Origin of the sequence: Allobosea sp. OAE752 (assembly GCF_050433265.1) — a bacterium.
GTDB classification, from domain to species: domain Bacteria; phylum Pseudomonadota; class Alphaproteobacteria; order Rhizobiales; family Beijerinckiaceae; genus Allobosea; species Allobosea spartocytisi.
Map to the genome: position 1 here is coordinate 84,566 of NZ_JBNPXO010000004.1, position 14,185 is coordinate 98,750.

At 66.3% G+C, this 14,185-nt stretch carries 11 protein-coding genes; 2 read left to right on the forward strand and 9 right to left on the reverse strand.

The genetic code is table 11. The annotated features are described in order from the left end of the window. Positions 1-477 precede the first annotated feature (477 nt). Positions 478-1,059: a TetR/AcrR family transcriptional regulator gene (locus GGC47_RS12085; RefSeq protein ID WP_113252774.1), complete on the reverse strand. Its 582-nt coding sequence runs from the start codon at positions 1,057-1,059 to the stop codon at positions 478-480. Positions 1,060-1,213: 154 nt separating this feature from the next. Between GGC47_RS12085 and GGC47_RS12090 the strand changes: the two genes are divergently transcribed. Next, on the forward strand, positions 1,214-2,263 hold the full coding sequence (locus GGC47_RS12090; protein ID WP_429068423.1) for an efflux RND transporter periplasmic adaptor subunit: 1,050 nt from the start codon (positions 1,214-1,216) through the stop codon (positions 2,261-2,263). Then, positions 2,260-5,382 carry an efflux RND transporter permease subunit gene (locus GGC47_RS12095; protein WP_142022417.1) on the forward strand — a complete coding sequence of 1,041 codons (3,123 nt, stop codon included), beginning with the start codon at positions 2,260-2,262 and terminating at the stop codon, positions 5,380-5,382. Before GGC47_RS12090 ends, GGC47_RS12095 begins: the two co-directional genes overlap by 4 nt. Before the next feature lie 258 nt (positions 5,383-5,640). Here GGC47_RS12095 and GGC47_RS12100 read toward each other — a convergent pair whose 3' ends face one another. The 8 genes from GGC47_RS12100 to GGC47_RS12135 form a co-directional block, all read right to left on the reverse strand. Next, positions 5,641-6,618, reverse strand: coding sequence for a type II secretion system F family protein (locus tag GGC47_RS12100; protein WP_112762462.1), 978 nt, complete (start codon positions 6,616-6,618; stop codon positions 5,641-5,643). 9 nt (positions 6,619-6,627) lie between these two features. Continuing rightward, positions 6,628-7,605 carry a type II secretion system F family protein gene (locus tag GGC47_RS12105; RefSeq protein ID WP_112762463.1) on the reverse strand — a complete coding sequence of 326 codons (978 nt, stop codon included), beginning with the start codon at positions 7,603-7,605 and terminating at the stop codon, positions 6,628-6,630. 30 nt (positions 7,606-7,635) lie between these two features. Further along, entirely contained in the window at positions 7,636-9,075 is a 1,440-nt protein-coding gene (locus tag GGC47_RS12110; RefSeq protein WP_142022416.1) for a CpaF family protein, read from the reverse strand. A 75-nt stretch (positions 9,076-9,150) separates the two neighbouring features. Next, the gene (locus tag GGC47_RS12115; protein ID WP_142022415.1) at positions 9,151-10,419 is read right to left on the reverse strand and encodes a CpaE/TadZ family protein; all 1,269 of its coding nucleotides are present in this window, start codon (positions 10,417-10,419) and stop codon (positions 9,151-9,153) included. Next, positions 10,416-11,159, reverse strand: a complete 744-nt coding sequence (locus GGC47_RS12120; protein ID WP_142022414.1) for a CpaD family pilus assembly protein — start codon at positions 11,157-11,159, stop codon at positions 10,416-10,418. The genes GGC47_RS12115 and GGC47_RS12120 overlap by 4 nt, the downstream gene beginning before the upstream one ends. Positions 11,160-11,188: 29 nt before the next feature. Next, positions 11,189-12,640: a type II and III secretion system protein family protein gene (locus GGC47_RS12125; RefSeq protein ID WP_133560363.1), complete on the reverse strand. Its 1,452-nt coding sequence runs from the start codon at positions 12,638-12,640 to the stop codon at positions 11,189-11,191. Next, a complete protein-coding gene (gene cpaB / locus GGC47_RS12130; RefSeq protein ID WP_142022413.1) occupies positions 12,637-13,425 on the reverse strand; it encodes a Flp pilus assembly protein CpaB in 789 nt (262 codons plus the stop codon). The genes GGC47_RS12125 and cpaB overlap by 4 nt, the downstream gene beginning before the upstream one ends. A 124-nt stretch (positions 13,426-13,549) precedes the next feature. Further along, positions 13,550-14,110: an A24 family peptidase gene (locus GGC47_RS12135; protein ID WP_429068187.1), complete on the reverse strand. Its 561-nt coding sequence runs from the start codon at positions 14,108-14,110 to the stop codon at positions 13,550-13,552. Positions 14,111-14,185 lie beyond the last annotated feature (75 nt).

The following is a 14,185-nucleotide window of genomic DNA, read 5'->3' on the forward strand; positions in this document are numbered from 1 at the left end:
GTGGAGTGGCCTCATGAGATTGCCGATTTGACCGCTGCCTGTGTGCGATAATTCAGCCCGAGTCGACGGAAGATCTGCAAACCGAGCCCGACCAGTGTCGAAAAAGCAGCTCTGCTTTTGCCGATGCCCCGGCCGACCGGAGGCGTCGGCATAGTCCGTGCGATCGATGCTGTGTCCCGTTGCGAGCTTACGAGCGATCCGCATCGAGGATCAATCGCTTCCGCTCAACACCGACACCCCATGTTCGCCGTCCGATTGGGAAAACCGTTCGGCGATATCTGCTATACCGGTGGTGGCGAAGTCGCACGGTACCTGGCGCGGCATGGCGGACTGGCAGGCCCGCCAGCATGCCGAGGGCGGCCGGGTCCGCGGGAAGCAGGACGATGGGGCCACTGACGACGTGGACCTCGGATCGAAGCGGATCGACGCCCGATTGCGAAGCCAGCCGCGGTCCGTCGAGCGCGGTTTCTGCTGCGCTTACTGCGCGCCTTTGGTCGTTTTCGTATGGCCGTCAAGCTGGGAGCCGGCTGCGTTCAGGATCCGGCGCGCCAGCGTTTCGTCGTTGACCGTCCTCGACAGCAGGACCGCACCGACCATCATCGACAGTTTTGCCAGAAGCGCATCGCTGTTCTCCTCACCGGACAGGCTTGCGATCATGTCGAGGTTCGCGCGGATGCCGGCTTCGAACTCGGCCTTCACCTCCGGGCCCTGCCGGGCCGCGTCGGATGCGAGCGCGACGAACGCGCATCCTTCGGCGCGCTCCGCGACGTGCTCCGGGCTGAGGTAGAACTCCGCCACGGCCGAGAGCGGGTCGTCCGGGCGAGAGGCGGCTGCGGACGACCAGCGCTCGGCCGAACTGGCGATCGCTCGCCGCGATGCCAGCGCTGTCAATTCATCCTTCGAGGCGAACTGCTTGTAGAAGCCGCCCTGCGTCAGGCCGGCTCCGGCCATCAGGTCCTTGAGGCCAATGCCGTCGAAGCCGTGCTCGCGAAAGAGCCGGCTCGCCGTCTCGATCACCCGCTCCCTGTTCTGTGCCGCTTGCTCTCGGGAGACCCGCATGCCGTGCTCCAAAAAATTAGATTGCGTTCACACTCTATAACCGTCATAGATGTCGGACGCAATCTATTTGGTAAGCATCATGACAAGGAAATCCCGGTTCGCCCTGCTCGCAGTCGGGGGCATCGTGGTCGCCGCCGGGATCGGGGGCGCCGTTATGCTGATCGGGCACAAAGCCGCTCCTTTGGCGGCTGTCGACTCCCGGCAGGAACCGCCGATCGTGCGCGTGTCGACGGCAAGCCCGGTCACAGGCGCCGACCGGCGCTTTACGGGCGTCATTGCGGCACGCGTCCAGAGCAATCTCGGCTTTCGCGTCCCGGGCAAGGTCGTCGAACGGCTGGTCAATATCGGCCAGTCCGTGAAGGCGGGACAGCCGCTGCTGCGGGTTGACGAGACCGATCTGCGGTTGGCGCTCACCGCCAAGCGCAACGCGGCCATCGCCGCCCGGGCCGTGCTGACGCAGGCGACGGCCGACGAGGCGCGCTACGCGGTGCTCGTGAAGAATGGATTCGCCGCCAGCCCCCAGCGCTATGAGCAGGCGAAGGCCGCGCTCGACACCGCCAAGGCCCAGGCCGCCGCGGCAGAAGCCGAGGCGAATGTCGCGGAAAACGAACTCAACTATGCCGTGCTGGTCGCCGACGCGGACGGGATCATCGTCGAGACCCTGGCGGAGCCCGGGCAGGTCGTCGCGTCAGGGCAGGTGGTCGCCCGCCTCGCGCAGACGGGCCCCCGAGAGGCGTTGGTGGTCCTGCCCGAAACGGTCAGGCCCCCGATCGGCTCCGCCGCGCAGGCGACGCTCTACGGCGTCGCGGGGCGCAGCTTCCGCGCCACTCTGCGCCAGCTGTCCGACTCGGCCGATCCGCAGACCCGGACCTATGAGGCTCGCTATGTCCTCGAAAGCGAGGCTGCGCTGGCGCCTTTGGGCGCGACCGTTACGGTCCGCTTGTCCGATATAGCGACTGACGCCGAGACGGAGATTCCGCTCGGAGCAGTTCTCGACGACGGACAGAAGACCGGCGTCTGGCTTCTCGACGATGCGGGCTCCGCCGTGACGTTCCAACCCGTGCGTCTCGTTCGCGTCACAAGCGAAACGGCGGTCGTCTCGGGGCTGCAGGCCGGCCGCCAGATCGTGTCGCTCGGGGCGCATCTCCTGCGCGAAGGCCAGCCGGTCCGGACTTCCTCGAACGTCAAGGCGGTCTCGCGATGAGCTTCAATCTCTCGGCCATCGCGGTCCGCGAACGCGCCGTCACCCTCTTCACGATCCTCCTGCTCGTCGCGGCTGGCGCCTACGCCTTCGTCAAGCTCGGGCGTGCCGAGGATCCGAGCTTCACCATCAAGACGCTGACGGTCACCTCCGTGTGGCCTGGCGCGACGGCCCGCGAGATGCAGGACCTTGTCGCCGAGCCGCTGGAGAAGCGGCTGCAGGAGCTCGCCTGGTACGACCGCGTCGAGACGACGACACGACCGGGCTATGCCTACCTCACGGTCAACCTGAAGGACGCCACGCCGCCTTCCAAGGTGCAGGAGGAGTTCTATCAGGCGAGGAAGAAGCTCGCCGACGAGGCGCGCAACCTGCCGCCCGGCGTGCTCGGTCCCTTCGTCAACGACGAGTATTCCGACGTCAGCTTCGCGCTCTATGCGCTGAAGGCGCAGGGTCTGCCCATGCGGGAGCTGGCGCGGCAAGCCGAAACCATTCGGCAGGATCTCCTGCACGTTCCCGGCGTCAAGAAGGTCAACATCCTCGGCGAGCGCCCCCAGCAGATCTTCGTCGAGTTTTCCTATGCGAAGCTCGCGACGCTGGGCGTTTCCGCCCAGGACATCGTCACCGCCCTGCAGCGTCAGAATACGGTCACGGCGGCGGGCTCGGTCGACACCAAGGGCCCGCGCGTCTTCATCCGGGTCGACGGCGCCTATGAGGGCGTCCAGGCCATCGCCGACACGCCGATCGTCGCCGGAGGCCGGACCCTCAAGCTGTCCGATATCGCGGATGTCCGCCGTGGCTACGAGGATCCGCCGAGCTTCATCATCCGGCATCAGGGCGAGCCCAGTCTCATGCTTGCCGCAGTGATGCAGGACGGCTGGAATGGGCTGACGCTCGGGAAGGATCTCGAGAACAAGACCGCCGCGATCGGCCGGACATTGCCGCTCGGCATGTCGCTCGAAAAGGTAACGGACCAGGCCGTCAACATTGCCGGGTCCGTCGACGAGTTCATGATGAAGTTCGCGATGGCGCTCGGCGTGGTGCTGCTCGTCAGCCTGCTCAGCCTCGGCTGGCGCGTCGGGATCGTGGTCGCAGCGGCGATCCCCATCACGCTCGCGGCCGTGTTTTTCATCATGCTGGAGACCGGCCGGTTCTTCGACCGCATCACGCTCGGCGCGCTGATCCTGGCGCTCGGCCTCCTCGTCGACGACGCCATCATCGCCATCGAGGTCATGGTCGTGAAGATGGAAGAGGGCATGGACCGCATCAAGGCGGCCGCCTATGCCTGGAGCCATACTGCCGCGCCCATGCTCTCGGGCACGCTGGTGACGATCGCCGGCTTCCTGCCCGTCGGCTTCGCCTCTTCCACGGCCGGCGAATACGCCGGCAACATCTTCTGGGTGGTCGGCTTCGCGCTGATCGTGTCCTGGATCGTGGCGGTGGTGTTCACGCCCTATCTCGGCGTCAAGATGCTGCCGGAGATCAAGCCGATCGAAGGCGGTACGCACGCGATCTACGACACGCCGAACTATCGGCGTCTGCGGCGGCTCATCACCTTCGCGGTCGACCACAAGTTTCTGACCTGCGCGATCGTCGGCATCGCTTTCGCTCTCTCCGGCGTCGGCATGGGCGGGCTGAAGCAGCAGTTCTTCCCCACCTCCGACCGGCCCGAGGTGCTCGTTGAAATCCGCCTGCCGGAAGGCAGCAGCATCGAGACCACGACCGCCGCAGTCCAAAAGGTCGAGCGCTGGCTCGAACGGCAGCCCGAAGCCAAGATTGTCACCAGCTATGTCGGTCAGGGCGCGCCGCGCTTCTTCCTCGCGCTTTCGCCGGAGCTGCCCGATCCGGCTTTCGCCAAGATCGTCGTGCTGACGCCGGATGCCCATGCGCGTGAAGAGCTCAAGCTTCGGCTGCGAGAGGAGATCTCGAACGGGCTCGCGCCCGAGGCCTATGTCCGCGCCACGCAATTCGTCTTCGGGCCTCCCTCGGTATTCCCCGTCGAGTTCCGCATCGTCGGTCCCGACCCGGCTGAACTCTACAAGATCTCCGAACAGGCCCTGCAGGTCATGCGGGGCATCCCCGATGTCCGGGAAGCGAACCGCGACTGGGGCAACCGCACGCCGGTCCTGCGCTTCGTGCCGGACCAGGACCGCCTCAACCTGATCGGCCTGTCGCCGGCGCAGGTCGGCCAGCAGCTCCAGTTCCTGCTGAGCGGGGTGCCGGTCACACAGGTCCGGGAAGACATCCGCAACGTGCCGGTCATCGCCCGCAGCGCCGGCGCCGAACGTCTCGACCCGACGCGTCTTGCCGACTTCTCCCTGATGAGTCGGGACGGGCGGCAGATCCCCCTCGACCAGATCGGACACTCCGAGATCCGCTACGAGGAGCCGGTGCTGAAGCGGCGCGATCGGATGCCGACGATCACGGTCCGTTCGGAAGTTAACGAGGCGACGCAGCCTCCAGAGGTCTCCAAGCAGGTGCGGGCCGCGCTCCAGCCGCTGATCGACGCGCTGCCGGCCGGCTATCGCATCGACATGGGCGGCTCGATCGAGGAGGCAGCCAAGGCGAACGATGCTCTCGGCAAGATTTTTCCTCTGATGATCGCCGTGACCCTGATCGTCGTCATGGTCCAGGTGCGGTCGTTCTCGATGATGACGATGGTGCTGTTCACAGCCCCGCTCGGCCTGATCGGCGTGGTGCCGACGCTGCTGGCCTTCAACCAGCCCTTCGGCTTCAACGCGATCCTGGGCCTCATCGGGCTGGCGGGCATCCTGATGCGCAACACCTTGATCCTGACCGACCAGATCAAGGAGAACCAGATCGCGGGGCTCGATGACTATCATGCCGTCATCGAAGCGACGGTTCAGCGCACGCGGCCGGTCATCCTGACGGCGCTCGCCGCGGTTCTGGCCTTCATTCCCCTGACCCACTCCGTCTTCTGGGGTTCGATGGCCTATACGCTGATCGGCGGCACGGCGGTCGGGACGGTGCTCATCCTGCTCTTCCTGCCGGCGCTCTATGCTGCGTGGTTCCGGATCAAGCCGACGGTCGCGACCGCCCATGAGGCTGAAGCCGCGCCGAGCGTCGAGACTTCGCCACTCGCCTATGCGCATGCGGCTGAGTAACCATGCGAGACGAGTGACAGTTCGCTCCGGTGTGCGACGTCCGATGGTGCCAACGTGATCGCCACGGCGAGAGGGGGGTCGCGGAGCTGATCGCGGCCGAGCAGAGCCTGTTCGATGCGCGTCGCTCGGCCCGTGACGGCCAGAAGGAGTATTCTGCGCATATCACGCTCAAATGCGCCATCGTCAGGCTCAAATCGAATGGGACAGGCTCATTTTCAGTGAGATCCTACAACGAGGTCTTGCCTGGCCCCGGCGCGCTTACTGCCACTTGAAGACCTGCACCAGCGCCGGGACCAGGATGATGACGAACAGCACCGGCAGGAAGAACAGGATCATCGGCACGGTGAGCTTCGGCGGCAGCGCGGCGGCCTTCTTCTCGGCGGCGTTCATGCGCTGGTCCCGGCTTTCCTGAGCGAGCGTCCTGAGCGCCGTGCCGAGCGGCGTGCCGTAGCGCTCCGCCTGGATCAGGGCGGTCGAGACGGATTTGACGCCCTCGAGCCCCGTTCGCAGCGCCAGGTTCTCATAGGCGAGCCTGCGTTCGGCGAGATAGGAGAGCTCGGCCGTGCACAGCGCGAATTCCTCGGCCAGCGCCACGGACTGGCTGCCGATCTCGGTCGAGACCTTGCGGAAGGCGAGCTCGATCGACATGCCGGATTCGACGCAGATCAGCAGGAGGTCGAGGGCATCGGGAAAGGCCTGGCGCATCGAGGCCTGGCGCTTGCTGATCTGATTGGACAGGAACAGCTCGGGAGCCTTGATGCCGAGATAGGCGGCTGCGATGGCGATGCCGCACCGGACCATGAAAGACTGGCCGAAATCGTTGAGCACGAAGACGTAGAGGAGGGTGAACAGGAAGAGGCCGACCGGGACGGCAAGCCGGAAGAACAGGAAGCCGATCTCCGCCTGCGGACCCCTGTAGCCCGCCATCGAGAGCTGCCGCTTGGCAGTCTCGGTGCCGAGCCAGTCGCCCAGTTTGAACTGTTCGACGATGCGTCGCATATAGGCCTTGGGTTCCTGGCGCAGGCTCACCTTCTCGCCTTGGCGGTTCAGCCTCTCGCGTTCGCGCGCGCGGATCTTGTCCCGTTCGGTCGCGACGTTCTTCATCCGCTTCTGCAGGCTGTTGCCCTCGGTCAGCGGGATCGCGATGGTCAGCACCGTGGCCGCCGCCGCGACGGCGGCCAGCAAGGCCAGCAGGAACTGCGGATCGGTGACTTTGGCGATGATCAGGGACAGCATCGCATCGCCTCAGATGTCGAAATTGATCATCTTGCGCATCACCAGCACGCCGATGAGCATCCAGATGCCGCTGGCGACCAGCGCGAATTTGCCGGCCTGGGTCAGCCAGAGCAACTCGATGTATTTCGGCGTCGTCAGATAGACGAGCCCAGCGACCACCGGTGGCAGCGACCCGATGATCGCCGCCGATGCCTTGGCCTCCATCGACACCGCCTGAATCTTGTCGCGCATCTTGCGGCGCTCGCGCAGCACGCGCGAGAGGTTGCCGAGGGTCTCGGACAGGTTGCCGCCCGTCTTCTGCTGGATCGCGATGACGATGCCGAAGAAATTCGCCTCGGCGCAGGGCATCCGCTCGAACAGTTTCACCGTCGCTTCCGAGAGCGGAAGGCCGAGCGCCTGCGCCTCGATGATCTGGCGGAACTCGCCGCGCACCGGCTCGGCCGCCTCGCTGGCGATGATGCGCAGGCAGTCATTGACGGGCAACCCGGCCTTGATGCCGCGCACGATCACGTCGATGGCATTGGGGAACTCGATCCCGAACTTCTTGAGCCGCCGGACCTTGCAGCGCTTGAGGAACCAGACCGGCAGGCCGAAACCGCCGATGAAGAGGCCGACGACGCCGAGGACCGGGTTGCCGCTGGCGATGAACAACAGGAAACCCAGCCCCGCCGCGCAGGCTGCGCTGACGACGTAGTATTTCTTCCGCGACCAGGTCAGGCCGGCCTGGGCGATGCGGGTTTCGAGCGTGACCTTATGGCGAGCGTTTTCCCGGTTCTCGATCTCTTTCAGGCTCTGCGCGATCTGGCCGCGCTTCATCCGCGCCTGGGTCTCCCGGTCCATGCCGCGCGCCGCGACCGGGGTCGCGAACTCCTTGCGTCGCTTCTCGGCGCGCTTCTCGCCGCTGAGCATCGGGTAGAACAGCGCGTAGAACACGCCGCCGACCGCGAGCATGGCCAGAGCGGCGACGGCGAGGACGCTCGTGTTCATGGCCTGCCCATCCTGCCGGGGCTGCTGCGATCAGGTGACATGGCCCTCGCCCATCTGTTCGAGCTGGTCGAGGGCGGCGGCCAGGCGCTGCTCTTCCCCGAAATAGCGGGCGCGCTCCCAGAAGCGGGGTCGCCCGACGCCGGTCGAGCGGTGGCGCCCGATCAGCTTTCCGGCGGCGTCCTCGCCGAGAATCTCGTAGGTCATCAGGTCCTGGGTGATGATGACCTCGCCTTCCATGCCCATCACCTCGGTGATGTGGGTGATGCGGCGCGAGCCGTCGCGCATGCGCTGGGCCTGGATGATCACGTCGATCGAGGAGCAGATCATCTCGCGCAACGTCTTCGAGGGTAGCGAGAAGCCGCCCATGGTGATCATCGATTCGATACGGCTCAGGCACTCGCGCGGCGTATTGGCATGCAGCGTTCCCATCGAGCCGTCATGGCCGGTGTTCATCGCCTGCAGCAGGTCGAAGGCCTCGGGCCCGCGCACCTCGCCGACGATGATGCGCTCGGGGCGCATGCGCAGGCAGTTCTTCACGAGATCGCGCATCGTTACCGCGCCGGTGCCTTCGAGATTGGGCGGGCGGGTCTCGAGGCGTACGACATGGGGCTGCTGGAGCTGAAGCTCGGCGGCGTCCTCGCAGGTGATGACGCGCTCGTCATGCTCGATATAGTTGGTCAGGCAGTTCAGCAGCGTCGTCTTGCCGGAGCCCGTGCCGCCGGAGATGACGATGTTGCAGCGGACCTTGCCCATGATCTTCAGGATCTCCGCGCCCGGCGGCGAGATCGCGCCGAACTTGGTGATCTGGTCGAGCGTCAGCTTGTCCTTCTTGAACTTGCGGATGGTGAGCGCGGGCCCGTCGATGGCCAGGGGTGGCGCGATGACGTTGACGCGGGAGCCGTCGGCGAGGCGCGCGTCGCAGATCGGCGAGCTCTCGTCGACGCGCCGGCCGACCTGGCTGACGATGCGCTGGCAGATGTTCATCAATTGCGCGTTGTCGCGGAAGCGGATGTTGGTGAGCTGGATCTTGCCGCCGGTCTCGATGAAGGTGCGGGATGCGCCGTTGACCATGATGTCGGCGATGTCGTCGCGCGCCAGCAGCGGCTCCAGAGGGCCGTAGCCGAGCACGTCGTTGCAGATGTCGTCGAGCAGTTCCTCCTGCTCGGCGATCGAGAGCACGACGTTCTTCAGCGAGATGATCTCGTTGATGATGTCGCGGATTTCCTCCCGCGCCGATTCGGCATCGAGCTTCGCGAGCTGCGACAGATCGATGGCCTCGATCAGCGCCCCGAAGATCATGCTCTTCATCTGGTAGTATTCTTCGGAGCGCGGCGTCTCCTGGGCCGCGACCTTGCGGTCCTCCGACAGGGCCGCGACCGGCTCCGGCTTGCGCGGCGCCGTGGCGGCGGCAGGAGCTCTCGGGGCCAGGGCCGGCGCGGTCGCAGGGCCTGCGGATCGCTTGCCGAACATCTCAATTGTCTCCGGCGCGGGCGCTCGCGGCGCCCGGCGCCGCGATGACGTCGAAATCTGGGAGGTCGCGGCGCGTCATGAGGCTTTGCGGCGCTTCAGCTTGGAAACCAGCGGCTCGAGCAGGCTGCGCCTGCCGCGCCGTGCCTCGCCACGTCCGGTGAGCGCGCTGGCGATCTGGGTAAAGGCCTCGTTGGCCTTGCTGCCGGCCTGCACCTCCGCGATCATCTGGCCGTTGTTCGCGGCCGTTCCGAAGAGCTGTGCATCGAAGGGGATCGTCGACAGCACCTCGACGCCGAGGGTCTTGGCGAATTCGGCGGCGGCGATCTCCGGCCGCTTCGGCATCCCGACCTGGTTGAGCACCAGCCTGGCGCCGGTGTCGTTGGGGCGCGCGGCGCGGGCGAGGTCGATGAAGTTCTTGGCGTTGCGCAGCGAGGCGAGCTCAGGCTCCGCCACGATCACGATTTCGTCCGCGCCCAGCAAGGTGCGCTTTACCCAGGCGCCCCATTGATGTGGAACGTCGAGCACGATGTAGGGCACGCTCGCGCGCAGCAGGTCGAGCAGTTGCTCGAGCGCTTCCTCACCGAGATCGATGGTCCGGTCGAGCATCGCCGGCGCCGCGAGCAGCGCGAGGTTGTCGCTGCAGCGCGAGAGCAGCCGGTCGAGCATATTGGCGTCGAGGCGCTCGGGAGCGAAGACCGCCTCGGCGATGCCTTGCGGCGGATCCTGGTTGAAGTTGAGGCCGGCCGTCCCGAAGGCGATGTCGAGATCGACGATGACGGTCGAGGCGTCGAGGCTGCGGGCGATCGCCCAGGAGATGTTGTGGGCGACCGTCGAAGCGCCGACGCCGCCCTTGGCGCCGGTCACGGCGATGACGCGCCCGAGATGGCGGGCCTCCGGCGCGATATAGAGCTCCGACAGGGTGCGCAGCACGTCGAGCGTTTCGAGCGGCGCGATGAGATACTCGCTGACGCCGCGACGGATCAGGTCGCGATAGAGCTGGACGTCGTTGACATGGCCGATGACGACCACCTTGGTGCCGGCATCGCAGCTCTCCGACAGCGCGTCGAGATTGGCGACCAGCGTCGCCGGATCGGAGACGGTTTCGAGCACGATGACATTGGGCGTGGGCGCGGCGCGGAAGGCTTCCACCGCCGCAGCGGGGCCGCCCATCTGGATGCGGGCATGGGCCTTGTCCATGCGCCGGTCCGCCACGACCCCCTGCATGGCGGCAGCCACCGCCGGCGTTTCGCAGAAGGCCTGAAGTGTGATGCGCGGCAGCGGCGCCACGATCTCCTCGCCGCCGGGCACGCCCGGCTGGATTTCGCCCGATTCGGGAAACGTCATGTCCCGCCTCCGACCGCGGAGTTGATCTGCGGCGTCGTCGACCGGTACTCCGTCGACGGATCCTTGCCTTCGCGGATCTTGGCGATGGCGCCCATGCGCTTGACGATGTCGGGCCGGCCCTCGTTGCGAGAGCGCACGAGATCAATCGGATCCGCGACCTGCGCGGCGAGCGTCGCCTGCGTCGAGCAGCCGAAGTTCCAGTAGGGCTCGTTGGAGGCGGAGAACTTGAAGTCCGAGCTGCCGAGATCGGTCGGCCATTGCCCGCATTCATGCGGCAGCGTCGCCTGCAGCGAGGCGAAGGTCAGCCGGATCGGCGAGGCCAGGCCGGGATCCCGGACCGGATAGGTCCGCACGGAGAGCGCACCGGGCGAGACGCCGCCGCGCGCCAGCGCCGCGCGGATGCCGCCCAGCGTGTCGCGGGCCGCGAGGTCGCGCCGATCGCCCGTCGGAACCTCGGCGACCATTCCGCCCCGTCCGGAGCGGCGATATTCGCGGGCGAAATCGGCGACGTCCTCGCTCTGGCGGTGGTCGAGCGCAGCGCCCGAACGGCCGACGAAGACGTCGAGGGAGCGGGGAGCGTCCTTCAGCACGATGGGATGTCTTTCGCGCACGTCGATGGGGGCGAGCGAGGCTGTCGTCTCGGCCTTGCCGGCGCATCCGGCAGCCAGTGCACCGGTGACGAGAAGAGCGGCGACCATCCGCGCGGAGGACGGGGAGCCGGATCGGGAGGGTGCGGTCATCGTCAGGCCATCCACTTCTTGTGACGCGCTCAGTCGGCGATGAAGCCCACCCGGCCCCGATAGGCCTGGGGAACCGCGCCGCCACCGCTGCCATAGATCTTGTTGAGACGGCCGAGCAGGATCGCCTGGGCGTCGTGGGATTCGACGAAGCCGTCATCGGGGCGCTGGACCTGGTTCGGCTGCATCGGCTTGGCGATGTAGGGCGTCGCCGTGATCATCAGCTCGGTCTCCTCGCGCTGGTAATCGCGCGAGCGGAACAGCGTGCCGATGACCGGCAGGTTCATCAGGCCGGGCAGGCCGTTCAGCGACTGCTTCGTGACGCGCTGGATCAGGCCGGCCGTGGCCAGCGTGCCGCCGGAGGGGAGCTCGACGGTCGTATCGGATTTGCGGACGCGGAAGGCCGGCATATTGAGGCCCGCATCGTCGGAGCCGCCCAACCGCAGCTGGTTCTCGAAGTCGAGCTCGGTGACCTCCGTGGCGATGCGCATGCTGATCTTGTTGTCGGACAGGACGATCGGCGTGAAATTGAGCGTGACGCCGACAGGCTTGTACTCGATCTGAATCTGGCAGCTGCGCCGATTGAAGGTGTCGTAGGAGCAGTTCTGGCCCTTCGGGACCGGAACCTCGCCGCCGGCGGTGAACTTCGCCGTCTCCCCCGAAATCGCGGTGACCGTCGGTTCGGCGAGGACGCGCGCCATGCCGGCGCGCTCCAGCGCGCGCAGCGTGAAGTTCTGGGCGTTGCCGAGGCCGGCCGTGATCGCCGTGGCGGAGAGCGCCTGCGGCTGGAGCGGCAGTGGATTGTCGATCGAGGGCGTGACCGAGAACTTGCCCAGCTTCCATTCGCCGGTGGAGTTGATGCCGAGCTGCTTGATCGCCTTGCGCTGTACCTCGGACACCACGACCTTGACCATGACTTGGTCGCGATCCCGGATCGTCAGCGAGTTGATCACCGAGCCTTTCTTGTCCGACTTGTCGGAGACACCGACGAAGGCGTTGGCGATGTCGACGGCCTGGGTCGCCTCGGAAGCGTTGGGCACCGTGCCGACCAGCAGGATCGAGTCGCCGGCCGGCTTGATCTCGATCTGCGAGTTCGGCAGGGCGGTCCGCAGCGTCTGGCGCAGGACGTTCAGGTCGCGCCCGACATTGATCTCGAGCGCGGTGATCTGGCGCCCCTCGCTGTCCATCACGAACATAGAGGTTGCTCCGTCGGCGATGCCGATGACGAAGAGCTTGCGCGCCGTCCGGACCACGGCGTTGGCGACCTTCGGGTTGGCGACGAAGACCTCCTTGGCGTCCCGCGGCAGTTCCACGACGAGCGACCGGCCGATCGAGAGGTCGAGCTTGCGCGAGAGCGCGTATTCGCTGGTGCCGACATTCAGGACGGGCGCCGGCCCGGTCGCCTGCGCGAAGGCATGCGAAGCCGACAGCAGGAGCGCGGCGGCGAGGCTGGCGGAGGTTAGGCGGGTGGGCGGTCGGATCATGGCTTCACGCTCTTGGTGGTGATGCCGTAGCGCACCAGGGTCATCGCATTGTCGTTGTTGCGGGCAGGCTGCGAAGCGTTGTCGCCGGCGTCCTTCAGGCTGCGCAGGGCCAGTGAGAGCGTTCCGGTTTTCTGGCCTTGGATCAGGGTCTCGACCTGGCCGGGGTCGACCTCGAGGGTGGCGGTTTCGCCGACGACCACCTTCTCGCCGTTGCGTTCCTGCACGTTCTGGCCGATGGCAAGGACGCGGATGTTCCGCAGCAGGGTTTCGCTGACGAATGCCTCGGCGCCGCGCCCGTTGGCCGATTCACCCTTCCAGGTGCAGATCACGTCGACACGGTCGTTCGGCAGGATGAAGCCGCCGGCCGTGCTGGCGCCGCGGCTGTCGGTCGAGATCGCGATCGCGCGCATGCCCGTGGGGAGGACGGCTGAAAGGAAGCCGGTTCCGTCGGTCCTGATGAGCTTCTCGCGACGGATCGGTTCGGCGGCGAGGACGGCATAGCGCGCGAGCTGCCCGATGATCTCCTTATCGGCTTCCGGAGTCTCGTCCTTGCGAATGACGCCGGCCGGCACGCTGGCGAGCGGCCAGTCGAGCCAGCGCAGATCGTTCTGGGAGACGGTGTTGCCGATCGAGATGTCCGCTGCGGCCACCAGCACGGGCACGGTCGGCGCCGGTTCGACCTTGGCGATGGGAGCAGGCGCTTGCGAGGGCTTTTGGACGAGGAGCGCGGCGCCCAGGCCGGCGGCCAGCGCGACGACGAGAATGATGATGCGGGCGGGGCTCATTGACGTTTGATCCTCGGCCAATCGAAGCTGGCCCTTGACCGGGATCGTCTTCGGGAAACGTCAATTTATAGTTAATGGGACGTATACGTTTGGAATTTGCTGCCGCTACGGCAGCAGGCCGCCGTCACAGGCCGATTGCGGCTCGCCAGATCGCCGTCTCGGGCAGCACCAAAAGGGCGGCGAAAGCCAGCGCTATCCCATAGGGAACCCCTTCATTTGCTGCATGCAACCGTCGCGCCCAACGCCATTTCTCTGCCAGTGCCGGCAGCGGCTGGGAACGCAGCCTAAGAAGAAGTATAGTCAGAATTCCGCCGAGGATGCCGGCGATCGCAAAATAGGAGCCCAACTGGTCGAAGCCGAACCAGAGTGCCGTAGCCGCCGCAAGCTTGGCGTCGCCGCCCCCGATCCAGCCCGCCGCGAAGAGGCCGAAGGTGACAGCCAGGACGAGCGCTCCTGCAGCAAGATGCCAGGCTATCTCCACGACGCTCAGCCCGAGCACGGCTGCGCAGATCGCGAAGCCGGCGATTAGGGCGAGGCAGAGTCGATTGGAGATCGTCATTGCGACGAGGTCGCTCGCCGCCGCATAGGCCATGGCGAGCGGGAAAAGGCCGAGGACGAGTACGAGTGACGGCGACATACGGCGAAACTCCGGACATTCCTTGCCAGTATGGTCGAGAGTTTTCACCCAAGCCTTACGGTAATAGCGAAAACTGCAACCTGAAAGTCGAACGCCCCGGCTTGGCCAGGGCGTCCCAATAAG

Bases quoted from the DNA above. Each gene is read 5' to 3' on its own strand.
- GGC47_RS12085 (WP_113252774.1), bottom strand. From the start codon at position 1,059: ATGCGGGTCTCCCGAGAGCAAGCGGCACAGAACAGGGAGCGGGTGATC.
- GGC47_RS12090 (WP_429068423.1), top strand. From the start codon at position 1,214: ATGCTGATCGGGCACAAAGCCGCTCCTTTGGCGGCTGTCGACTCCCGG.
- GGC47_RS12095 (WP_142022417.1), top strand. From the start codon at position 2,260: ATGAGCTTCAATCTCTCGGCCATCGCGGTCCGCGAACGCGCCGTCACC.
- GGC47_RS12100 (WP_112762462.1), bottom strand. From the start codon at position 6,618: ATGCTGTCCCTGATCATCGCCAAAGTCACCGATCCGCAGTTCCTGCTG.
- GGC47_RS12105 (WP_112762463.1), bottom strand. From the start codon at position 7,605: ATGAACACGAGCGTCCTCGCCGTCGCCGCTCTGGCCATGCTCGCGGTC.
- GGC47_RS12110 (WP_142022416.1), bottom strand. From the start codon at position 9,075: ATGTTCGGCAAGCGATCCGCAGGCCCTGCGACCGCGCCGGCCCTGGCC.
- GGC47_RS12115 (WP_142022415.1), bottom strand. From the start codon at position 10,419: ATGACGTTTCCCGAATCGGGCGAAATCCAGCCGGGCGTGCCCGGCGGC.
- GGC47_RS12120 (WP_142022414.1), bottom strand. From the start codon at position 11,159: ATGACCGCACCCTCCCGATCCGGCTCCCCGTCCTCCGCGCGGATGGTC.
- GGC47_RS12125 (WP_133560363.1), bottom strand. From the start codon at position 12,640: ATGATCCGACCGCCCACCCGCCTAACCTCCGCCAGCCTCGCCGCCGCG.
- cpaB (WP_142022413.1), bottom strand. From the start codon at position 13,425: ATGAGCCCCGCCCGCATCATCATTCTCGTCGTCGCGCTGGCCGCCGGC.